General features: G+C 59.6%; 21 protein-coding genes and 2 pseudogenes. 11 read left to right on the plus strand and 12 right to left on the minus strand.

The genetic code is table 11. The annotated features are described in order from the left end of the window. From repA to repC, 3 genes are all read left to right on the plus strand, one after another. The coding region (gene repA / locus ACSQ3G_RS22725) for a plasmid partitioning protein RepA (RefSeq protein ID WP_436111768.1) at window positions 1–1,194 on the plus strand (1,194 nt) is incomplete at its 5' end. Between the two features lie 4 nt (window positions 1,195–1,198). Next, complete coding sequence (gene repB / locus ACSQ3G_RS22730) at window positions 1,199–2,200, plus strand: plasmid partitioning protein RepB (RefSeq protein ID WP_436111769.1); 1,002 nt, start codon at window positions 1,199–1,201, stop codon at window positions 2,198–2,200. 153 nt (window positions 2,201–2,353) lie between these two features. Further along, window positions 2,354–3,628, plus strand: coding sequence for a plasmid replication protein RepC (repC, locus tag ACSQ3G_RS22735; RefSeq protein ID WP_436111770.1), 1,275 nt, complete (start codon window positions 2,354–2,356; stop codon window positions 3,626–3,628). A 191-nt stretch (window positions 3,629–3,819) separates the two neighbouring features. On the opposite strand, the gene ACSQ3G_RS22740 is transcribed toward repC, so the two are convergent. Beyond that, window positions 3,820–4,662, minus strand: coding sequence for a DMT family transporter (locus tag ACSQ3G_RS22740; protein WP_436111771.1), 843 nt, complete (start codon window positions 4,660–4,662; stop codon window positions 3,820–3,822). Between ACSQ3G_RS22740 and ACSQ3G_RS22745 the strand changes: the two genes are divergently transcribed. Further along, on the plus strand, window positions 4,649–4,786 hold the full coding sequence (locus tag ACSQ3G_RS22745) for a hypothetical protein (protein ID WP_436113252.1): 138 nt from the start codon (window positions 4,649–4,651) through the stop codon (window positions 4,784–4,786). The genes ACSQ3G_RS22740 and ACSQ3G_RS22745 overlap by 14 nt on opposite strands. 100 nt (window positions 4,787–4,886) lie before the next feature. Here the strand turns inward: ACSQ3G_RS22745 and ACSQ3G_RS22750 are convergent, their stop codons facing one another. The 3 genes from ACSQ3G_RS22750 to ACSQ3G_RS22760 form a co-directional block, all read right to left on the minus strand. Next, window positions 4,887–5,231 (minus strand): hypothetical protein, encoded by a 345-nt coding sequence (locus tag ACSQ3G_RS22750; RefSeq protein ID WP_436111772.1) that lies wholly within the window; start codon window positions 5,229–5,231, stop codon window positions 4,887–4,889. 240 nt (window positions 5,232–5,471) lie between these two features. Beyond that, the gene (locus ACSQ3G_RS22755; protein ID WP_436111773.1) at window positions 5,472–6,356 is read right to left on the minus strand and encodes a nucleotidyl transferase AbiEii/AbiGii toxin family protein; all 885 of its coding nucleotides are present in this window, start codon (window positions 6,354–6,356) and stop codon (window positions 5,472–5,474) included. After that, a complete protein-coding gene (locus ACSQ3G_RS22760) occupies window positions 6,353–7,180 on the minus strand; it encodes a type IV toxin-antitoxin system AbiEi family antitoxin domain-containing protein (protein ID WP_436111774.1) in 828 nt (275 codons plus the stop codon). The genes ACSQ3G_RS22755 and ACSQ3G_RS22760 overlap by 4 nt, the downstream gene beginning before the upstream one ends. A gap of 139 nt (window positions 7,181–7,319) precedes the next feature. Between ACSQ3G_RS22760 and ACSQ3G_RS22765 the strand changes: the two are divergent. Continuing rightward, window positions 7,320–7,833: pseudogene (locus ACSQ3G_RS22765) on the plus strand (Tn3 family transposase); the annotation flags it as partial. Between the two features lie 139 nt (window positions 7,834–7,972). Further along, a complete protein-coding gene (locus tag ACSQ3G_RS22770) occupies window positions 7,973–8,152 on the plus strand; it encodes a DUF982 domain-containing protein (RefSeq protein WP_436111775.1) in 180 nt (59 codons plus the stop codon). 342 nt (window positions 8,153–8,494) lie between these two features. Here the strand turns inward: ACSQ3G_RS22770 and ACSQ3G_RS22775 are convergent, their stop codons facing one another. Together ACSQ3G_RS22775 and ACSQ3G_RS22780 are read right to left on the minus strand one after the other, a co-directional pair. Continuing rightward, entirely contained in the window at window positions 8,495–9,061 is a 567-nt protein-coding gene (locus tag ACSQ3G_RS22775) for a hypothetical protein (protein WP_436111776.1), read from the minus strand. After that, window positions 9,058–9,267 carry a hypothetical protein gene (locus ACSQ3G_RS22780; RefSeq protein ID WP_046664802.1) on the minus strand — a complete coding sequence of 70 codons (210 nt, stop codon included), beginning with the start codon at window positions 9,265–9,267 and terminating at the stop codon, window positions 9,058–9,060. Before ACSQ3G_RS22780 ends, ACSQ3G_RS22775 begins: the two co-directional genes overlap by 4 nt. 606 nt (window positions 9,268–9,873) lie before the next feature. Between ACSQ3G_RS22780 and ACSQ3G_RS22785 the strand changes: the two genes are divergently transcribed. The 4 genes from ACSQ3G_RS22785 to ACSQ3G_RS22800 all read left to right on the plus strand — a co-directional run bounded on the left by ACSQ3G_RS22785 (window position 9,874) and on the right by ACSQ3G_RS22800 (window position 16,023). Continuing rightward, window positions 9,874–11,063, plus strand: a protein-coding gene (locus ACSQ3G_RS22785) for an IS3 family transposase (RefSeq protein ID WP_255760215.1) whose coding sequence is annotated in 2 segments (ribosomal slippage) — window positions 9,874–10,123 and window positions 10,123–11,063 — 1,191 coding nt in all. Because the reading frame shifts where the segments join, the coding sequence is not laid out codon by codon here. Window positions 11,064–11,458: 395 nt separating this feature from the next. Continuing rightward, window positions 11,459–12,409: a class I mannose-6-phosphate isomerase gene (locus ACSQ3G_RS22790; protein WP_436111777.1), complete on the plus strand. Its 951-nt coding sequence runs from the start codon at window positions 11,459–11,461 to the stop codon at window positions 12,407–12,409. 2 nt (window positions 12,410–12,411) lie between these two features. Continuing rightward, window positions 12,412–14,697 carry a glycosyltransferase family 4 protein gene (locus ACSQ3G_RS22795; protein ID WP_436111778.1) on the plus strand — a complete coding sequence of 762 codons (2,286 nt, stop codon included), beginning with the start codon at window positions 12,412–12,414 and terminating at the stop codon, window positions 14,695–14,697. Between the two features lie 27 nt (window positions 14,698–14,724). Further along, complete coding sequence (locus ACSQ3G_RS22800) at window positions 14,725–16,023, plus strand: glycoside hydrolase family 130 protein (RefSeq protein WP_436111779.1); 1,299 nt, start codon at window positions 14,725–14,727, stop codon at window positions 16,021–16,023. A gap of 127 nt (window positions 16,024–16,150) precedes the next feature. Here the strand turns inward: ACSQ3G_RS22800 and ACSQ3G_RS22805 are convergent, their stop codons facing one another. The 5 genes and pseudogenes from ACSQ3G_RS22805 to ACSQ3G_RS22825 form a co-directional block, all read right to left on the minus strand. Continuing rightward, window positions 16,151–16,318: a hypothetical protein gene (locus tag ACSQ3G_RS22805; protein WP_436111780.1), complete on the minus strand. Its 168-nt coding sequence runs from the start codon at window positions 16,316–16,318 to the stop codon at window positions 16,151–16,153. Window positions 16,319–16,391: 73 nt separating this feature from the next. Further along, complete coding sequence (locus tag ACSQ3G_RS22810; RefSeq protein WP_436111781.1) at window positions 16,392–16,784, minus strand: hypothetical protein; 393 nt, start codon at window positions 16,782–16,784, stop codon at window positions 16,392–16,394. Between the two features lie 142 nt (window positions 16,785–16,926). Then, a pseudogene (locus tag ACSQ3G_RS22815) lies at window positions 16,927–17,022 on the minus strand (co-chaperone GroES); the annotation flags it as partial. 457 nt (window positions 17,023–17,479) lie between these two features. Further along, window positions 17,480–17,707, minus strand: coding sequence for an ATP-binding protein (locus ACSQ3G_RS22820; protein WP_436111782.1), 228 nt, complete (start codon window positions 17,705–17,707; stop codon window positions 17,480–17,482). Next, entirely contained in the window at window positions 17,691–17,960 is a 270-nt protein-coding gene (locus tag ACSQ3G_RS22825) for a hypothetical protein (protein ID WP_436111783.1), read from the minus strand. The genes ACSQ3G_RS22820 and ACSQ3G_RS22825 overlap by 17 nt, the downstream gene beginning before the upstream one ends. Before the next feature lie 268 nt (window positions 17,961–18,228). On the opposite strand from ACSQ3G_RS22825, the gene ACSQ3G_RS22830 reads away from it, so the two are divergent. Beyond that, entirely contained in the window at window positions 18,229–19,113 is an 885-nt protein-coding gene (locus tag ACSQ3G_RS22830) for a transporter substrate-binding domain-containing protein (RefSeq protein ID WP_436111784.1), read from the plus strand. 33 nt (window positions 19,114–19,146) lie between these two features. On the opposite strand, the gene ACSQ3G_RS22835 is transcribed toward ACSQ3G_RS22830, so the two are convergent. Next, entirely contained in the window at window positions 19,147–19,812 is a 666-nt protein-coding gene (locus ACSQ3G_RS22835; protein ID WP_436111785.1) for a S24 family peptidase, read from the minus strand. Window positions 19,813–19,957 lie beyond the last annotated feature (145 nt).

Below are 19,957 nucleotides of genomic sequence, written 5' to 3' on the forward strand. Positions count from 1 at the left end.
ATGCAGCCGAGTCTCGTTATCCAGGACGATCAAGAGCATCTTCCTTCCCTTCTGGCAACAGACGCGCAGGAGCTGTCCTATCAGCTCCAGCAGCACCAGGCCAAAATCTTCCCACCCCTTTCTCAAAAGACGATGCGGGTCTTTTCCCCTGCCGAGGCAGCGGGTTTCATTGGCATCGGCGAGGGTTATCTCAGGCAGGTCGCAGCCGAGGGGCACGGCCCGGACCCCCTTGCCAATGGCCGGCGCCTTTATGGTGCTGACGATATGGATCGGATCCGTCGGGTTCTCGATGAACGCAACGGGACGCCGAAATACGTCCCGTCCCGCAAGGGCGCCGACAAGCTTCAGATCGTGTCGGTGATGAACTTCAAGGGCGGCTCAGGCAAGACGACCACCGCCGCGCATCTGGCGCAATATCTCGCCTTGAGAGGCTACCGCGTTCTGGCCGTCGATCTCGACCCGCAGGCCTCTCTTTCGGCCCTGTTCGGCCATCAGCCGGAACTCGACGTCGGCGAGGCAGAGACGCTCTACGGCGCGATCCGCTATGAAGATCCGCGGCCGATTGCCGATATCGTGCGCGCCACCTATACCCCCCATCTCCACCTGATCCCTGGCAATCTTGAGCTCATGGAGTTCGAGCACGAGACCCCGAAGGCGATGGCATCCGGAACCGCGGAGACAATGTTCTTCGCCCGGATCGGCGAGGCGCTGACCGAGATCGAAAGCCTCTACGATGTTGTGGTCGTCGATTGCCCGCCGCAGCTCGGGTTCCTGACGATGTCGGCGCTCTGCGCTGCCACGTCTGTGTTGATCACCGTGCATCCGCAAATGCTCGACGTTATGTCGATGTCGCAGTTCCTGACCATGACCAGCGAGCTCATGTCCGTGGTCGAAAGGGCAGGGGGCCGGACGAGTTACGACTGGATGCGGTACCTCGTCACCAGATTTGAACCCAATGACGGCCCGCAAAGCCAGATGACGGGCTTCATGCGCGCCATCTTTGGCAACCGCATGCTTCAGAACGCGATGCTGAAATCGACCGCCATCGCCGATGCCGGGGTGACGAAGCAAACGCTTTATGAAGTGGACAGGTCGCTGTTCGTCCGCGGCACCTACGATCGCGCCTGGGAATCGCTCAATCTCGTGAATGCCGAGATCGAGGCCCATATCCGATCCACGTGGGGAAGGAAGTAATTAGATGGCACGAAAAAACCTCATCGAGATATCGTCGTCCACCGCGGTGCGCCCCGAGCCCACTGCCCTGAGGGACAATCGCCCGATCGCCGGCTTTGTGCCACAGGCCCGCAATCCGGCCCCTGTCGGCGGGATCACCAAGACGCTTGGCAACATCACCGAGAAGGTCGAACGGGCGAACGATCTTGAACGGCAGCTGGCCCAGGGCCAGATGGTCGTCGAGATCGATCCTGGCCTTATCGACGCGTCCTTCGTCGAAGATCGACTGGAGATCGACGCGGTTCAGCTGAACGAGCTGGTGGAGCAGATCCGCGAGCATGGCCAGCAGGTGCCCATCCTGGTGAGGCCCCACCCGCAGACGAAAGGCCGCTATCAGGTCGCCTACGGCCATCGGCGGCTGGCTGCGGTCAAAAAACTTGGCATCCGTGTACGGGCAGTTGTCCGCGAACTCACTGATGATCAGCTTGTGGTCAGCCAAGGGCAGGAAAACAGCGCCCGAACCAACCTCTCCTATATCGAGCGGGCGCTTTTCGCTTTGCGGCTCGAGCAACGGGGTTTTACCCGCGACATCATCATGGCGGCGCTGGGTGTGGATAAGGCCGCTCTCTCCAAGATGCTGATCGTGACGCGGCAGGTGCCGATCACCTTGATAACCGCCATCGGCGTGGCACCGGAGATCGGCCGCAGACGCTGGCTGGAATTGGGTGAGCGCCTTGAGAGTGTGGAGCCTGACCGGATTTTGGCGGAGTTGTCCGCGGACAACTCGCGGCCGCTATCAAGCGACGAGCGGTTTCATCGGGCGCTGGCGCTGGCCTCCAGAAGACCGGCCGTAACCAAGGCTCCTGCCGCCAATTCGCAAATTTCCGGAATTCCGGTCCAGTTCAAGAAGAACGCATCGAGCGCAACCTTTGTTTTTGATAACAAGGCCGCGCCCGGGTTCGATCAGTTCGTGCAGGAGAGGCTCGAAGGCCTCTTTGCAGAATTCCAACAGAATAAAGGAGCGTAAACCGCAAAAGAAAAAGGCCCCCAAGCGACATGGTCGTGGAAGCCCTTCTCAGATCTTAGCAAATCCAGAATCGCATTTCCTCGAATCACTGTCAAGAGTTTAGGCGCCGTTTGGGCGTGCGGATTTCTTTTGCCTTAGCGAAAGTGAAGGCAGATGGAGAGTAGGTATGTGACGACGCCCTTTGGGCGGCGGGCAATGTCGCTTGGCATGTTGGTAAATCAGCAACTTGCCGAGACAATTGAACCCGGATTTACCCGTAACAAATGGAAACTGTTCAGAGCCGTCTGCGAGGCACGGCCGTTGCTGGGCGTGACCGATCGTGCCTTGACGGTGCTGGACGCGCTGTTGACCTTCTACCCTGATGACGAGATTTCCGAGGCGAGGGGTCTCGTCGTCTTCCCTTCCAACGCCCAGCTCTCTCTCCGCGCCCGTGGCATGACGGCTGCGACCCTCCGGCGACATCTTGCCGTTCTCATCGAGGTCGGTCTCATCCTGCGCAAGGATAGCCCGAACGGGAAACGTTACGCCCGGCGCAGTAGGGCTGGAGAGATCAACGAGGCGTTCGGCTTCAGCCTCGCGCCGCTTCTGGCGCGTGCAGCCGAGATCGAGAGCATGGCCGCCCAGGTGATTGCCGATCGGGAACTGCTGCGGATCACCCGCGACCGGCTCACCGTCTGCCGGCGTGATATCGCCAAGCTGATTGCCGCAGCCTTCGACGAAGGTGTTCCGGGCGATTGGGGGATGATCCTCGACATGTTCCGGGCGCTGGTCGGGCAGATTCCGCGCGTCGCCACCGTCAAAACCCTCGCTCCCGTTCTGGAGGAGATGGAAATGTTGCGCTCGGAAATCATCAACCTCTTGGAAATCCGGGTAAAAACGCAAAAAATCGACGCCAGAGAGTCTCAGATTGAGCGCCACAAACAGAATTCTAATCTTAACTACCATTATGAATCTGAACCCCGCCTGGAGATCACGCGTGTTGCACCCTTGCCGAACGGACCCCAACCGTTGAGTACACCCGTTCCAGGTAACCAAAGCAGCGAAAGAGCGTCCCGCAACGACGGTGTAGGCCAAAGATCTCTGCAATCCTTCCCGCTCGGGCTCGTACTCCAGGCCTGCCCGCAGATCGCAGACTACGGGCCAGGCGGGAGGATCGACAACTGGCGCGACCTGATGGCGGCGGCGGTCGTTGTCCGTACCATGCTGGGGGTCAGCTCTACCGCCTATGAGCAAGCGTGTATGGCGATGGGGAGGGAAAATGCCGCGACCGTCATTGCCTGCATTCTCGAGAGGGGAGGGCACATCAACTCGGCTGGCGGCTATCTGTGCGATCTCACCCGCCGTACCGAAAGAGGCGAGTTCGCTGTCGGTCCGATGCTGATGGCCCTTGCGCGGGCAGGCGTTCCCGGTCGCCGGCTCGCGGGCTGAGCGTGAGGCAAGCGCCCGGGGCCGCGGAGATGCAGGATCGGCATGGTTTCAGGTCGACGGGGTGTGCGGTTATTTGCTGAATATCCGATAGAAACCGCTCACACCATTGCGCCGATGTTCTGGTATCAGCCAGCCAGCCGCTCAGGGAGAACGACCAGGATGCGGTATCGAACGGTTTTTCCCGACGACCGTCAGGACGGAGTGGCTTGTATCCGGTTGGCGTTGGGACGGCGTAGGTTGAAAAGATTGCCGGCAAGGATCAGTCCCGCGCCAATCGCCGTAAAACTGTCGATCGCCTCGGCATACAGGAGGTAACCAAGGAGGGCGGACAACGGCACGCGCAGATAGTCCATCGGCATCACCACCGTTGCGTCGGCATGGAACAATGCCTTTGCCATGCAATAGTGGGCGAATGTGCCTGTAAATGCGATCAGGAAGATCCACGGCCAGATTGCTGCAGACGGCCAGACCCATACGTTCAGCGCCGGTACTATTCCGATTACCGATTGAATGACGAGCATCCAGAAGATGATCTTCGTTGCGCTGTCGGAACGTGTCAGGGCCTTTGTGGTGATGAAGGATATGGCGAATACAAAGGCTGCGCCGAGCACGATGAGGTGACCCGGGTTGAGCGCCGCAGCACCGGGGCGCACGATCAGAGCTACGCCGGCCAGACCAAACAGGATTGCCACGCCTTTACGCCATGTCAGCCGTTCTCCGAGAAACGCCGCGGCCATTAGAGCTGCCCAGATGGGGGCGGTGAACTCGATGGCGATGACTTGCGCCAGCGGGATCAGTGTAAGGCCCATTAGCCAGGCGAACTGGCCGACATAGTGGGCAACGTTGCGGCCTATGTGGCTTGGCAGAATGCTCGTTCGCATCGCCTTGATGCCGCCTTCGCGATGGACAAGCGGCAACAGCATGAAGAAGGCGATAACGGAGCGCATCTCCATCACCTGAAAAACGTCGATCTCGCGGGTTACGGCCCGACCCGAGACGGCCATGAGCAGGAGCAATGCGATGGATGTCATCATCCATGCGGCCGCCCTGATATTCGACTGCTTATTTTCCACGTATGTCTTTCTTCCCGCCGCGCAGCACGAGGATCACAACCGGGCTCAGCCATGGGCCGCGGCGGCTTCTCCTGGTCGGCGTTAGATACGACGGAAGGTCTGTCGTTGTGAATAGTCCAACTTCCGACCATCCGTGCCTCCCTGCGAACGCCAGAGCAATGGCTTGGCGGGAGGGGCAGATCGGGCTACTCCGGTTCTCCGCTCGCGATCACTTTATCGTCGGACCTGGCATCGTGCTTGATCCATGACGGATCAAGCAGCTCCAGCTCGCTCCAAGGGCGATATGACGGGTTGACGATCGGCCCGGCGCACCACTCCACCTCACGGCCGAGCGAAACCTGCACATAGTCAGCCGCGCCCGATCCGGCCGGAGCGAACGCGTAAACGCTGTTGCCGTGCCATTCCGAAATCTGAAGGCCGGTTTCGCGCAGGCGCTCCCACATTGCGCGGATGCCGCCATTGTCCTTCCCCAGTTCGGCTTCTATCCATGCTCGGTACTCGGCGAGCCGAGTTCCATCGGCGGCAAGCACCGAACGCTCGACCCGCCAATATTCATCACGTCATTCACCGCGGTGAAGGCGAACCCGGGAAACGCCTCGGTCAGCGCCGCCGCCAGTGCGGAATCGTCGGTGCCACCCGGCAAGCGCGCCAGAACCGCCTCGACCGAGGCATGGTCTGGAAGCCTTGGGTGCCTTCTCGAAAATCTCGGCCATACGAAAATCCGACCCGTTCAACCCGCCGTCGCCCGCCAAACTCCATATCGGACGCGCCTATAGATTAATCTCTGCGGCAGGGCTGTCCAACCCGAACCGCTCTTTCATCTCGCCCGTACGGACCCATGGGTCACCGGCGATCTTGACGATCATTTCCTCGAAGACGCGCACGAAGGCATCCCTGGTGGCGTTCTCGGTCAGGCTTTCGGCCTGCGCAAGAGGAAGCAGCGGCTTCATGTCGATGAGGAGGCGCGGATTCGCGAGCTTGGCGAACATCCGCTCCTCTGCCTGGGCGCGCGATATCGATTGCCCTGCAAGGGCGAGATATTGGCCGAACAACACGGCGACCCGATCGACATTCAGACCTTCGAACGCCTCCAGCGCGTGAGAAAGATCGTAGAGGTCGCGGCCCTTGTCGCGCTGAAGAAGCGCTCGCAGCTTTGTCGCCAGCATCTCCTCGCGAGAGAAGGTCGGGATCGCAGCCTCGCCGGCGAACCACGGATTGTCGACGCGCAGCGCCATGGCTTGCGGAGGATCGAAGGCTTCGATTTCGCGCGTATTGATTTCGACCTTGAGCCGGATGGGTACACCACTTCCGTCTTCAGCCTCGGCACGGAAACGAAACTTGGGGGCGACCGGGCTTTGGTCGAATTGCGCGCGGCCGAGCCAAGGTTCCAGAACGACGCGCAACTGATCGAGGATCGATCCGATCGGGCCCGAGGAGGTTCGGACGAGGTCTATATCTTCGGAGTAGCGAAGCGGCTTGGGGAAATGGAGCTTGTTCAGAGCCGTGCCGCCGCGAAAACGAAGTTCGGCGCTCAGCATCGTGTCGTTGAAGATGTCGATGAGGGCGCGGCTGATGATAAGGTCCTGTTCAACCTGCCGCTGGTCCGCCCAGGGAACGACACTACCCCAGGCGACGATGTTCTGAGAAGGGATCATTCGTCGACCTCCGGCGTACGGCGCACGATCACATGCCAGCGGTCGTCGCGCTCCTGCGGCTCGGGCGTGAAATCGGGATCACGTGCCTCCTGCCTGTCGAGTTCCGTCCATGGCGCCGCGCCGCGATCGGTCAGCGCCGCGTGCATAGGGACTGCGCGATCGGCGTGCCCCAGCCGATCCAGCAAGTGACCGAGACGCTGGACCACAGGCCGTTCGGCCGCATTGGAGAGCGCGGCAAGCTGAGGGGGCGAGATTTTCTCGGCGAGGTCCGTGAGTACCGTCGCGACATTATCGATACCGCCTGCGGCCTGCGGGTAGCGCAGGAGGTCGAGCGCCGTAAGAGCGGGCGAGGATATTTTCATTCTACCTGTATCTGTCTTTCGGTCCTCGATGCCCGCCTCCACCGCCGCGACGTCCTTGCGGTAGTAGAAGACAATCAGATTGCGGCCCGCTTTGATCTTGGGCATGCGTTTGCCGGTAATGATCTGGAACTCCATCACGGCTTGGTGCGTAGCGCCGTGGAGTTCGGCCGCTTTCAGCAACCCGACATAGTAAGGCTGCTGTTCGTACCGCATCAGGGCATCGATGTACCACGAAGGGGGCGGCGCGCCCCACGAGGCGAACTGCGGGGGCACGGCGACATAGAGACCCTGGCGCGGCCTGATCAGCGCCTTGCGGCGTTGCAGCCGCTCGGCGGCATCAAGGAACGCGCCTCGAGCGAGCCCCAACGCCTGTTCCACCTGCTCGCTGGTAAAGACCACCTGGCCCGCGGATAGCAGGCTGGCGATATGAGATGACAGAGCGGATCGTTGATCGTGAACCATGTTGAATTATCCGCGCTTAGAGCGGATAATTCAACATGATTCATGGATCACAAGTAAATCATGATGGCTTTTCCGCACTAAGTGCGGCTTTCCCGACATGATTTATCGCTTCCTCCCGAGAAGAGCCTGTTAGCCCGCCGTTGGTGCGACCGTTAGCGAAGCGCCGTACATCCTGGACAGTTTGCTGATGAATGAGGCAGGTCGGCAGGTTGGGGAACAATATGCCGATACGACCGGCTTCACGGATCACCTCTTCGGCATCAGCGCCATGCTTGGCTGTCGCCTCATCCTGCGTATTCGTGATTTGCCATCGAAACGGCTACGTGTTCAATCCCGCAGCAACGCTGAAGGATTTACGCGGCCTGGTCGGCGGCAAAATCCGGGAAGAGTTGATCGTCGCCAATTGGCCCGATCTATGCCAGTGCGCCGCCACGATGGCTGCCGGCAAGAGCAGACTGAGCCAGCTACTCCGGAAACTCGCATCCTATCCCCGACAGAACGATTTGGCTGCGGCGCTGCGCGAGGTAGAATGCGTCGAACGTACTCTCTTTATCATAGGATGGATCCTCGACACCGATATGCAGCGCCGCGCCCAGATCGGCCTCAACAAGGGCGAGGTGGGTGCAAGCGTCCGATTGTTGTTGCTAAGTGGCGGGAATGAGCGCGTCGTGCTACCTCCAGCATTGTGCCGGGAGGAGAACTATCATGCCGTGGAAGCGAGTACCGGCCTACATCGCGGGCGTTCAATGGGGCACTCCCGTTGCCGTTCGCATCGGTTACGGTTCGCCTGAAATGATAGAGAACGCTGCGGACGGGCTGGAATTCCTTGAAAGACGTTGGCCGCCTGAGCGCGATAAACAGTATCAAGCCGCCAAACAAGCGTGCGAGGGTGCGCTCTTCCATAGTCGTTCGAGCTCCGTAGCGCGCGAGGCATTCATAGCAGCCGCCATTGAGGCATATGTTCTTGCCTAGTGCAGCGTGAGCTTGGCTGTTCGTCCTGACTTCGCCCTTGTTCCCGGGGACAACCCGCGGCACCAATCTCTCGGGCATCAACCGCGGTGATGAGTGTCTTCAGGGATCATCTCGCGTGTGCTAACCCAACATCGATCTCCCGACGCCCTCTGAACGAGAGCCAAGTTTGATGCCATCGATCCTGAATAGGGAACCCTCTTCAGCCACATGACGCATCCCCATGCGCCACCGCACAAGCCTGTCCCGGCATTCGGTCATCACGGGCATTGGCCGCCGTTGCAGCACTAAATCCAGTAGAGGTAGATCTCGTTCCCTATGGCCACCCCCCAGCTAGATCAGGCGTCAGCCCACCGCATTCTCATAGTCGAACGTAATCAAAATGGCTTGTGCCGAAGTGTCATGCACCCCCTCAACCCTGATGCCATGCGTCTGCAGTTCCAGTACACGACTTTGAAATTCGAGCGATTTCAGTTGTTGGCCAGCCTGCAGAATGCCTCCGTCAAATCTGAGATCGAGCCTGTCACCCATCATGTGCGATGCTCCCGCTCCGCCGCTCCTGATGAGTTCAACTCCACGCTTCGTCACTTGGATCGTTCCGACATAAAGTTCGCCCAGACCGGCATGCTTTCCGATGATGGAATTTATGACGTCGTCGCTCAAAAGCATCAGCAATGCGTTCTTTGCCTTTTGCTGTACCTCCCGTCGCTCCGCGTTCGCGCGATCCGAGGCCTGCTGCAGTTCGGCTTCTCTTTGCGCTCGAGCAGCAGTTACCGTGGCCGCGATGCGCTGTCTCAGGCCAGCGGCGGGGTCTCCCGCCGATTTGACCATCGGGCGGTTGCCCAGAGCCTCCGCCGGGTGTGAACTCTCGGCAATATTTACAACCTGTCCATCGAACGCCGTCGGTTTCATGATGCTTTAGCCTTGTTGGTGGGTCTTCCGAATTCCGGAGCAGGAAACTTGGCCTCCGCGAGCATAGCGACCTGCGTTGCCGAAGCACCTAACTTGAGAAAAAGCCGCTCAGCTTCCACTTCACCCAATCGATATTTTTTCGCAAACTCGTAAACCGCGGCTCGTGGTCCATCCAAACGTGGTTGTACGGCTTCGAATTTTATCATCGAGAATTCTCCTAGGGCCCATCAAGGGGGTTCGGATGCAGTGGTGGCGCGAGCGGCGATTGTGTTCATAGGCTCTGATCACCGCGTGCCGACGGCCGCGCGACCTGTCGAACGTGTTGAGATCGCACGTTTCGCGTCCCAATCATCGCCGCAAAGCTCAACCAGTAGGTGACGAATACGCTGGTACCAAAGGGGACAAGACATCAACGATCGACTGAGACTAGCTCACGTGATGGCCGACAAGTCCAACGCCAAATATTGAACCATTTACGGCTGGCCTACAGGAGTGACATCTGATCCAGTTGGTTCTGGACCAGTCCGCGGTCGCAACGTCCCCTTCCTCGCCCGTCCAACCAACGTTTTCCGCGCCTGATGCAAGGCCTTCAGCACCGGAGGAAGACTGCCACCGGCCGTCTGCCATGATGTCAGGGGTTAACCCTCCGCAAGCTCGAGAAAGGCCTGCTTCAGCGCTTCTGGCAGCCGATATCACGACCTGAATAGGGAGCGGAAATCCGAGGTTTAGGGCGAACATCTGATCCTCGTGACCTTGCCCCGTTGAAATAATCCATTTTGAAGTAAGCTCTGGCCCATTGAGAGGACCAGAGAATGAAGCGCAACCGTTTCACGGACGAACAGATCATCGGCATTCTGAAGGAGCACGAGGCGGGCACGCCGGTCGCGGAGCTTTGCCGCAAGCACGGTGTCAGCGATGCCAGCATCTATAAATGGAAAGCCAAGTTTGGCGGCATGGAGGTGTCCGAGGCCAAGCGGCTGAAGACGCTGGAGGACGAGAACACGAAGCTGAAGCGGCTTCTGGCGGATGCCATGCTCGACAATGCCGCTTTGAAAGACCTTTTGGGAAAGAAGTGGTGACGCCCGCAGCCCAGCGGAAAGCTGTCGCACATCTCATGAACCAACGTGGGATGAGCGAACGGCGGGCGTGTAAAGCCATCGGTTTTTGCCGGATGACGATCCGTTATGACACTAAACTCAGCGACGATCAGGGCCTTCGCGAGCGCATGAAGGCGTTGGCGCACGAACGCCGCCGCTTCGGCTATCGACGCCTTCATGTGCTGCTCAGGCGCGAGGGACACCTTGTAAACCACAAGAAGCTCTTCCGGCTCTATCGCGAGGAGAAGCTGACGGTGCGCAAGCGTGGCGGCCGAAAGCGAGCGATAGGCACACGAGCACCGATGCTGGTTCCGATGGCGTCCAACGATCGTTGGTCGTTGGACTTCGTGTCGGATCAGTTCACCGATGGTCGCAGGTTCCGGGTTTTGACGGTCGTCGACGATTGCACCAGAGAATGCCTTGGCCTCGTCGCGGATACCTCGCTTTCCGGCCTTCGGGTTGCCCGCGAGCTTGATCGGATTATCGAGGAACGTGGCAAACCCAGGATGATCGTCAGTGACAATGGCAGCGAGTTCACCAGCAACGCGATCCTGCAATGGGCCGACCGGACCAAAGTCGATTGGCACTACATCGCACCAGGCAAACCGATCCAGAACGCCTTCATCGAAAGCTTCAATGGTCGGCTGCGCGACGAGCTCTTGAATGAAACGCTCTTCTCGTCATTGACCCACGCTCGATCAGCGCTTTCAAACTGGCGCAGCGATTACAACGATCATCGACCGCACTCCGGCCTTGGCTGGCTGACACCCGCCGAGTTCGCTCAGACCATCAATCCGCGACGTGATGCGGTGCTGCGCAGCCGAAATGGCTCCGCACCGCAACCCGCCGCTACCGCCCCAAATACAGCAACCAAAAACCGCTGGAGCGAACTCAAAACTGGATAAAACTTGGGGGCAAGGTCACTCGATCCTCTTTCAGATAAGCAGTAATCCTTATTAGAAAGCAATAAATACATCTTTGAATTTATGATTGTTATGCGGAAGAATTTCCAACTATATCAAAACATTACCGGCGAATTTAGATTGTCTGAAAGATCACAGGCCATTGATTTTTTTAGATATGCGATTATATTTAAAGATGGATCGAAAAAAGGTGAGCTGGATTTCGAGGTTTGTTATTTTAATTCTTTCTTGAAATCGTTCCGATCTAGGCGATCGCAGGCTGACGCAGTCTTTTTGGCCAAAATCAGATCAGTCCCACGAACTGTCCGCCACCCCACAGCAGGATACTCCGACCTCAGATCGTCCCGGTCTTAGCGGTTCGATGAAGGAGTTCCATAATGGCAATCGAGCAGGCCGGCGTGCGGATTGCACGCAAACCCTGGGGCAGCCACGATCTCCAGCCCTGGGCGAAGACACGCCACGACGACGCGATCGGCGAAATTTGGTTCGAGCGCGCCGACGCGCAGGCCCCCGATCCTGCTCTGCTTCTCAAGCTGCTCTTTACAAAAGAGGCCCTGTCGATCCAGGTCCATCCCGACGACGGCCTTGCGCAATCGCTCGGCATGGGAACCGGAAAGACCGAGGCATGGTATATTCTTTCAGCGGAACCGGGGGCTCAGGTTGCCGTCGGGTTGACGAGGAGGCTAACGCAGCCGGAACTGCGCCATGCGATCCTTGATGGCTCCATAGCCGATATCGTGGATTGGCGGAATGCCGTCGCGGGCGACGTCATTTTCGTCCCGGCCGGAACCATTCACGCCATTGGCGCCGGGCTTGTTGTCGCGGAGATTCAGCAGAGAAGCGATACGACATTTCGTCTTTTCGACTATGGCCGCGAGCGCGAACTGCATGTGGAGCAGGCCGTCGCGGCTGCGGATCTAGAGCCGGCGAATGCCCAGGCAATTCCGATGGACCTCACAGAGGTGAGGACACAGCTGGTCTCCTGTCCTTTCTTCGTCCTCGAACGGGTCAACCTTCCCGCAGGCTCGAACTGGGAGTTGAACGCGGAATGCGAAACTTGGATGCTGGTCATCGCCGGTGAGATAGACGTCGGGAAGGCATCTGCCGGCATCGGAGACGCGTTGTTTGCCGACGCTTCGCACACCCATATCAAGGCCGGAAGCAACGGACTGACCGCCCTGCTTGCCTATGCCGACGCGCAACCAAGGTCCGACCTGCTACGCAATCTCGACATACGCACCGCCAAGCCGGCATTCCGGCATCTTGAACAGGCACTCATTCACCACCAACAACCGGCGGGCTTGCCATTCCGCTCAACGGAGGCATGACCATGACCCAACTCAGGAAAATTGCATTCATCGGCAATTCGCTCCCGCGTCGCTGCGGTATCGCGACTTTCACCAGCGATCTTCAACAGGCGGTTTCCAAATCCCCGGCAAAGGTGGAGGCGGTCATCGTGGCAATGAACGATCACGGCCATACCTATGATTACCCTCCCACTGTCTCGCTTCAAATACGTGACGGAAACCTCGAGGACTATATCAGCACCACCCAGGCCCTGAATGCCGGACGATTCGACGTAGTTTGTCTCCAGCATGAATTTGGAATTTTCGGCGGCGAAGCCGGTAGCTATATTCTGGAATTGATGTCGCGCCTGAACATGCCGATCGTGACGACCCTGCACACGGTTCTTGCCGAACCCAATGCAGCCCAGCGCCGCGTTCTGACGCGGATTATCGAGACATCAGCAAAGGTCATCGTCATGGCCGAGAAGGGCCGTGCGCTTTTGCGTCAGGTCTATGATGCCCCGGCAGACAAAATCGACGTGATCCCGCATGGGATTCCCGACATCGCCTTCGCGGAACCGGACCTCGCAAAGGCAAAACTCGGGTTCAATAATAGGCCCGTTATCCTGACATTCGGACTGCTTTCGCCCAACAAGGGCATAGAGGTGATGATCGATGCGATGCCTCTGATCCTGGAAAGCAGCCCGGACGCTGTCTATGTAGTGCTCGGTGCGACCCACCCCAATCTTATCCGCAATCAGGGCGAGGCCTATCGCGAGAGCCTTGTTGCCCGGGTGCAGGCGCTCGGCATCGAAAACCACGTCATTTTCCTTGACCAGTTCGTCGACCAGGCAAAGCTCCTGGACTTCATTTCCATGTGCGACGTCTATGCGACGCCTTATCTGAACGAGGCGCAGATGACATCGGGCACCCTGGCTTACAGTTTCGGCTTGGGAAAAGCGGTCGTTTCGACACCCTATTGGCATGCCCGCGAACTTCTGGCCGAGGGCCGCGGCATTCTGGTTGCGTCCGGCGATGTAAAAGCCATCGGCACCGAGATCGCGGGATTGCTGACGGATGACACAAGGCGCGATGCCATGCGTGCGCGTGCTTATGCCAGCAGCCGGTCGATGACGTGGCAAAGGACGGCCGAACGTTATGTGGCCGTCTTCGAGACCGCCAGGCGACATTTGCGGGCCCTCGCAACCGCTGCCGGGGAGAGACATGCACCAATACGCGACGTCTCCGTCCTGCCGGATACGCAGCTCACCTATTTCCTTTCCATGTGCGACGACACAGGCCTTTTTCAACATGCCGTCCATTCGGTGCCTGATCGCGCGCACGGTTACTGCGTCGATGACAACGCACGGGCATTGCTTCTGGCGAGCGCCCTCAACACGTCGGGCGAAAAATCTCTACCGGAGACACTGACGAGCCGATTTGCATCCTTCGTGCAACACGCGTGGAATCCCGACAAGAAGCATTTTCGCAACTTCATGGGCTTCGACCGGAGATGGCTCGAAGACATGGGCTCCGAGGACAGCCATGGGCGCACGCTCTGGGCTCTGGGAGAATGTGCCCGCAGCGATATCAATGCGTCCCGCCGTAGCTGGGCGGCGGCCCTGTTCGCGGAAGCTCTGCCGACGGTAGAAATGTTTCGCTCACCGCGCGCCTGGGCTTTCACCCTCCTTGGGCTGGATGGCTATTGTGCCATAAGGGGAGAGGATCTTTTCGCCAAACGGATGCGCCGTCTTCTCGCAGACCGTCTGATGGATATCCTCGTTCGTGTGGAGACGGGGGATTGGACCTGGTTCGAGGAAGGCCTCTCCTATGACAATGCACGCCTGCCCCAGGCGCTGATCATAACGGGCCACGCCAGCGGAACATCCGCGTATGTCGTTGCGGGTGTGCGGACCCTGCGTTGGCTGATGACAAAGCAGACGGCGCCGGGGGGCCATTTCCGGCCGATCGGAACCGATGGTTTCGGCGACATCCGCAAGCCACCCCAGGAGTTTGATCAGCAGCCGCTCGAGGCCACTGCAACGATCTCGGCCTGTCTTGCCGCCTGGCACGCCGATCAAGGCGCAGAATGGAAAAACGGCGCCAACAGCGCATTTGCTTGGTTTCTCGGCAGCAACGATCTTTCGCAGACACTCGTCGACATCGATACGGGCAGTTGTCGCGACGGACTGCACCGCCTGCGCGTCAACGAGAACCGGGGTGGGGAATCCGTAATCTCCTATCTTCTGGCCCTTGTGGAGTATCGCCGGTTCGCCCGTGTCAGCGAGCAGCCTGCAGAACCCGCCCCCCTTCGCGCCCTCTGCGCCTAATCGCCAATCAGATCAATTGAGGTCCCTTTGTCACAAGCCACTTTTCTGAACCGTCAGGCCCTTTTCCTGCGCCCCGATTCGTCGCGCGTCGTCGTGCGACCTTTCAAGCCTGCCACCGAACCGAGGGACCTCAATCCCACCGACAAGTCGCGGGCAAACCATATCGTCGACCGCGTTCTGGCGCTTGACCTGGAGACGACGGAAACCCTTCTCGCCGACGTCCTGGAGAATTTCGAGGGCCGCCACCGTAACCTGCTCGCGACGTTCGAAAACCGGGCCGCGGAAATGGAGGAGGCATTCGCGCCTCACGCCAACTTCACGAAAAAACAGCGTCAGCTTGTTGGCGCGTATTTTCTCAATGAATATTCCTTCGAAGCATCCGCGTTGTTCAATCCCAGTATTGTCTCCCATCCGGATCAGTCGGGTCTGGAAAAGGGGAGCCGGCGTTTCGTTCTCAGCTTGCGCGCCGTCGGCGAAGGGCACGTGTCGTCCCTGACATTCCGTACCGGCGTGATCGCCGCCGATGGCGGCGTTGACATCGATCCGACGGTGCGGCTCGCTTCCACGCCAACCGTCACGGCGCGCACATCCGTTGCGGCAGGCGAGCAGGTCGACGTCAGCTTCGGTTCGGAACAGTCGATCAGCGAGCGGGTCATCTTTCCGATCACACCCGCTCAGTCGAACGGAATCGAGGACGCGCGGTTTGTCGAATTCGAGGACAACGGAGAGAAGACATTTTACGCGACCTACACGGCCTACAACGGCATGGGCATCCGCTCGGAACTGCTGGAGACCAAGGATTTCGTGTCTTTTCGCTTGAGCCCACTCGCAGGCACCGTGGCCAGGAACAAGGGAATGGGCCTGTTTCCCCGCAAGATCGATGGCCGCTACGCGATGATCGGCCGGCAGGATAGCGAGAACCTCCACCTCATCTATTCCGACGATCTCTATACCTGGAATGGCGGGCAGTTGATCCTCGGCCCCAAGTTTCCATGGGAGTTCGTTCAGATGGGCAATTGCGGCTCGCCGATCGAGCTCGACGAAGGCTGGCTGCTGTTGACCCATGGCGTCGGCGCCGTCCGCAAATATGCTATCGGCGCGGCGCTGCTCGATAAACAGGATCCCTCCAAGGTCCTCGCCCGTTCGCGGGAACCGCTGGTGCGGCCGGAACCATCAGAGCGGGAAGGGTATGTGCCGAACGTCGTCTATACCTGCGGCGCCATGCGCCACAACGACCAGATCGTCCTGCCATACGCGATATGCGACACGTTCTCGAATTTCTCGACGATCAAGATTGCAGATCTTCTGCGAACGCTCGACGGCTGAGCCAGCTTATTTCGCCGCTTTGGCGCAAGCCACGCTAACCTTCGGCGATCGGTCTTTCTCAATCCCGGGCGTGGTCAGGCCATACCCGGGATTGCCTATGTGTGGACGAAGCAGATGCGGAATAATCCTAGATAAGACGGTCGTCTTCCTTTGCCGGCAGCGAACGGCGACGCGCGCTTTCCTCTGCCGATTTCCTGTGTCCTTCGACGGCGGCCCCTCGGATCTCGTCGAAGCGGTTCTTTTCGTTCTCCGGCGGCAAGGGTGCTGCAGCGACTTTGTTTTCGAAACGGATCATGATGTCATTCTCCTGTTTGGCAGATGGAGGAGGTGGCCCGATGACAGGGCGCTGAGGTATCTTGAGGAGGCGGTTAGACGGACAGAGCAGTGCTGCAGCCTTCGGCGACGTGGCTGTCGGCGGAGGTCTGGCCCGGCATGGTGGCCCAGCCACCGGCTTCGATGAACTGCCGCTTCCTGTAGCTGTCGGGGATGGCCTTGAGTTCGGTCAGTTTCGTTGCTGCGTCCGGTGCCGCATTGAAACGCTGGACGCAGATGGCGGAGGCGAGTTCGCCCCGAGCCGTGTCGCCCGCAGTCACAGACAAGGCTCGCGACGAGCCGCCCGTCACCCAGCCGCCCCAGTTGAACCCGACGACGATGGTGGCGATCACCGTGATGAAGCACGCCCATACGAGAACTGTCTTGCTGGGCTGGTAGTTGTCGAAACGCTGGGCGATTGAAATCTTGCCGCTGCTTTGCGTGGCCAATGGAATATCCCTTCATGGATGTTGCGGGTCCGCTCCCGGCAGCACCGGCCGAGCGGTTCAGGCACTGCTCTCAGTATCCCATCCCGGCGATGCCGCCGTTGACGGCAGCAGGTTCCTTCACCGGCATGTCGGCGATCATTGCCTCGGCGGTATCAGGAACGATAATCCTGCATTTGGATTCGAGGTCGCCTTCGGCGCGACTGATGACGACGCGGTCGTGGAGTGGCCGGAATTCGATGGGAGTCTTTCTGCGGCCGGCGCATAGGGCGGCTGCAACCTCTATATAGTCCCTCTGGCGCTCGATTGGTAGGACCGCCAGATCATATTTAATATTTACCCGAAATTTTAGACGCGTATATTCAGTATTTATTTGTTTATTGAATGAAGATTCGACTTATCCAAAGGATCTTGGCAGCGATATATCAGAATCAATACAGAATTATTGAATATAGTATTATCGCGGCTTGCACGGGAAAATGGTTGAGGGATCGGCGTTGGAGCCTGATCTCGTAGTGGGCTCATGGGCTTGAGTCGGGGCAGACCGGTGCGGTTCTGGTGCCTTGCAAGCGCGCAGCGAAAGCTGCGGAGGTGTTCTAATCTTACTGCGTCACAAAATTCGGGGATTCGGGCCGGGCAATGACGTGCTAAACCTGCCGTTCCCCAAGATTATCGACCCCCGCGGATCCCCGCGCGGGTCAAGGATAGTCAGATAATGCACCATCCCGTCGACAATAGGGACAGTCTGCGATGTTTGGTTCGCGGAAGACGGTCGCCCACTCGCTGAAGCTGAGATTGGTGGTGATCACCACACTGGTCCGCTGGTAGAGCTTGCTCAGCAGGTGGAAGAGCAGCGCTCCGCCTGAGGCGCTGAACGGAAGGCATCCCAACTCGTCCAGGATGAGCAGGTCACGCGTCGCGCCCAAGTCCAGACGCCTGGCGGATCGCGGATGGAGCGGTGATCGCGAGGTCCTGTCCGAGCAGCGGCAATGCAGGGAGTGCCGCCTTGAGGTCGGCAAGCCTTCTCGCTTCGGGCACGACCGTCACCTGTGGCGCCTTGTGGCGATGGTTGATCCTGACCTGGTTCGGGCGTTGCAACTGAGTATTGAGCCCCGGTATGTCGGCGACCGAGTTCGGATCGATCGCCGCGATGAAGGGCAGGCGAAGGTAACGCGCCATGGCGCCGTAATAGGCCGCCTCATCGACCTGTCCGCTGTGAAGCCGTTCGCTTTCGATGCTGGTCCCGTTGCGCCGCGCGAGAGGGCGAGGAGTTCCGGGTCGCCGGCAGCGCTGCCGTTGTCAGCCGACAGGTTTCCGGACGACGCCGAATTGTTCCACGCATCATCTTGCACCGGCAGCGCTGCTGGCGGATATTCCCTCAAGCGCATGTCTCTGCTACACCGCCCGCAAGCAAGCGCCCCAACCTGTCCCGATCTGGATCATAGAGATGCATCCCATGATTGCATCCCCGAAAATCAAGGGGTTCTTCCGTCTTCTGCGGCTTTGCCTTCTGACCGCAGGAATTGTTGCCGCCGCGGTCCCGGCTCGGGCTGCCGAAGGCAGCAGTCCGCTGCCCCTGATGTTCGATGCCAAGGAGCGGCTCGCCCGTCCCGATCTTTCCACCGTGATCCGGGTCCGCATCCTGACGAGCGTCGATTTCCCGCCGTTCAACTTCGCCGACCAGACAGGCAGGCTTGCCGGCTTCAATGTCGACCTTGCCCGCGAAATCTGCGCCGAGTTGAAGATCGAGGCGAAGTGCCAGATCCAGGCGCTGCCTTTCGACGAGCTGGAAAAGGCCCTGGAGGGTGGCGCCGGCGAAGCGGTCATGGCCGGCATGGCCGTGACGCCGGAGCGGCGCCAGCGGTTTGCCTTCTCGCGGCCTTATCTCGGCGTGCCGGCGCGGTTCGCCCGCAACCTGAAGGCCAGGATCGACGGCGATACGGCGGCAGCGCTTTCCGGCAAGCCCGTCGGCGTCGTCAGGGGTACCGCCCATGAATTGATGTTGAAGGCGTTTTTCCCGAAGATCGCCGCGACCCCGTTCGACAATTACGAAGCGGTGCTGGAGGCCCTGAAGACGGGCAAGGTGGATGCCGCCTTTTCCGATGGCCTGAGACTACCCTTTTGGGTGGCGGGCGAAGGTTCGGCGAAATGCTGCGCTCTCTTCGACGGCCCCTATCTCTCGGAAAAATTCCTCGGCGAAGGCCTGTCGATCATGCTCGGCAAGGACGACCCGCTCTTGGTCGCCGCCTTCGACCAGGCGCTCAGCGTCCTGTCGCGCAACGGCCGGCTGCAGGATATCTACCTGCGCTATTTCCCGAACGGGCTTTATTGATGGCCGAGTAGGAGCAGTTTCCTACTCCCTCACTTATTGGCTGGCCCAGATGATGCGGGCTATCCATTCCACCTCGGAAAGGTCGAAGCTGCGGTTCGGATGTTCCGGATTGAGGGAGAGCAACTCCACAGTCCGGGCGCTCTGGCGGGCGAGCACTTTTGCCATCACCTCGCCCTCCTTGGTCTTGAGGACCACGCGGTCGCCACGGCGCACCTGGGCGCCGGGCTCGACGATCAACACGTCGCCGTCGCGATAAAGCGGCATCATTGATTCGCCTTGGACTTCCAGCGCATAGACGCCGGCCTTGCGGGACGGATCGACCGGAAACTCGACCACGTCCCAGCCCTGGCCGGCCGGAAACCCGCCATCGTCGAAAAAGCCGCCGGCGCCGGCCTGCGCAAAACCGAGCAGCGGGATGGAGCCGTTCTGCGGCGGGAAATTACCCTCCGGGACCGAGGAGCGGCCGGGAACGGCGGGCAGGTAGCTCATGAACTGGTCGATCGTGGCGCCCGTCGCCTCGAGCACCTTGGCGATCGATTCCGTCGACGGCCAGCGCAGCCGCCCGTCCGGCCCGAGCCGTTTCGACTTGTTGAACGAGGTCGGATCGAGGCCGGCGCGTCGCGCCAGCCCGGAAGGCGTCAGCTGGTGGCGTTGGGCGAGCGTATCGATCGCGCTCCAGATCGTATCATGTGACAGCATCGTCGTCCGTACCCGTGACCGGTGCGCGAGACAAGGCCGGACAATCCAGCGCTCTGCGAACCTCTCGATCAGAACCCTACCGATCAGACTTTTGTCGACCGGTTCCTTGAACGCCTCGCTCCAGCGGGCTGCCGGCTCGCGCGCA

The sequence above is a fragment of the Neorhizobium tomejilense genome, assembly GCF_964254135.1.
Classification (GTDB): Bacteria; Pseudomonadota; Alphaproteobacteria; order Rhizobiales; family Rhizobiaceae; genus Neorhizobium; species Neorhizobium tomejilense.

Bases quoted from the DNA above. Each gene is read 5' to 3' on its own strand.
- ACSQ3G_RS22805 (WP_436111780.1), bottom strand. From the start codon at position 16,318: ATGATCCGTTTCGAAAACAAAGTCGCTGCAGCACCCTTGCCGCCGGAG.
- ACSQ3G_RS22835 (WP_436111785.1), bottom strand. From the start codon at position 19,812: ATGCTGTCACATGATACGATCTGGAGCGCGATCGATACGCTCGCCCAA.
- ACSQ3G_RS22770 (WP_436111775.1), top strand. From the start codon at position 7,973: ATGATAGAGAACGCTGCGGACGGGCTGGAATTCCTTGAAAGACGTTGG.
- ACSQ3G_RS22825 (WP_436111783.1), bottom strand. From the start codon at position 17,960: ATGGCGCGTTACCTTCGCCTGCCCTTCATCGCGGCGATCGATCCGAAC.
- ACSQ3G_RS22760 (WP_436111774.1), bottom strand. From the start codon at position 7,180: ATGGTTCACGATCAACGATCCGCTCTGTCATCTCATATCGCCAGCCTG.
- ACSQ3G_RS22775 (WP_436111776.1), bottom strand. From the start codon at position 9,061: ATGAAACCGACGGCGTTCGATGGACAGGTTGTAAATATTGCCGAGAGT.
- repC (WP_436111770.1), top strand. From the start codon at position 2,354: ATGGAGAGTAGGTATGTGACGACGCCCTTTGGGCGGCGGGCAATGTCG.
- ACSQ3G_RS22830 (WP_436111784.1), top strand. From the start codon at position 18,229: ATGCATCCCATGATTGCATCCCCGAAAATCAAGGGGTTCTTCCGTCTT.
- ACSQ3G_RS22780 (WP_046664802.1), bottom strand. From the start codon at position 9,267: ATGATAAAATTCGAAGCCGTACAACCACGTTTGGATGGACCACGAGCC.
- ACSQ3G_RS22795 (WP_436111778.1), top strand. From the start codon at position 12,412: ATGACCCAACTCAGGAAAATTGCATTCATCGGCAATTCGCTCCCGCGT.
- ACSQ3G_RS22745 (WP_436113252.1), top strand. From the start codon at position 4,649: ATGGATGTCATCATCCATGCGGCCGCCCTGATATTCGACTGCTTATTT.
- ACSQ3G_RS22740 (WP_436111771.1), bottom strand. From the start codon at position 4,662: ATGATGACATCCATCGCATTGCTCCTGCTCATGGCCGTCTCGGGTCGG.
- ACSQ3G_RS22790 (WP_436111777.1), top strand. From the start codon at position 11,459: ATGGCAATCGAGCAGGCCGGCGTGCGGATTGCACGCAAACCCTGGGGC.
- ACSQ3G_RS22755 (WP_436111773.1), bottom strand. From the start codon at position 6,356: ATGATCCCTTCTCAGAACATCGTCGCCTGGGGTAGTGTCGTTCCCTGG.
- repB (WP_436111769.1), top strand. From the start codon at position 1,199: ATGGCACGAAAAAACCTCATCGAGATATCGTCGTCCACCGCGGTGCGC.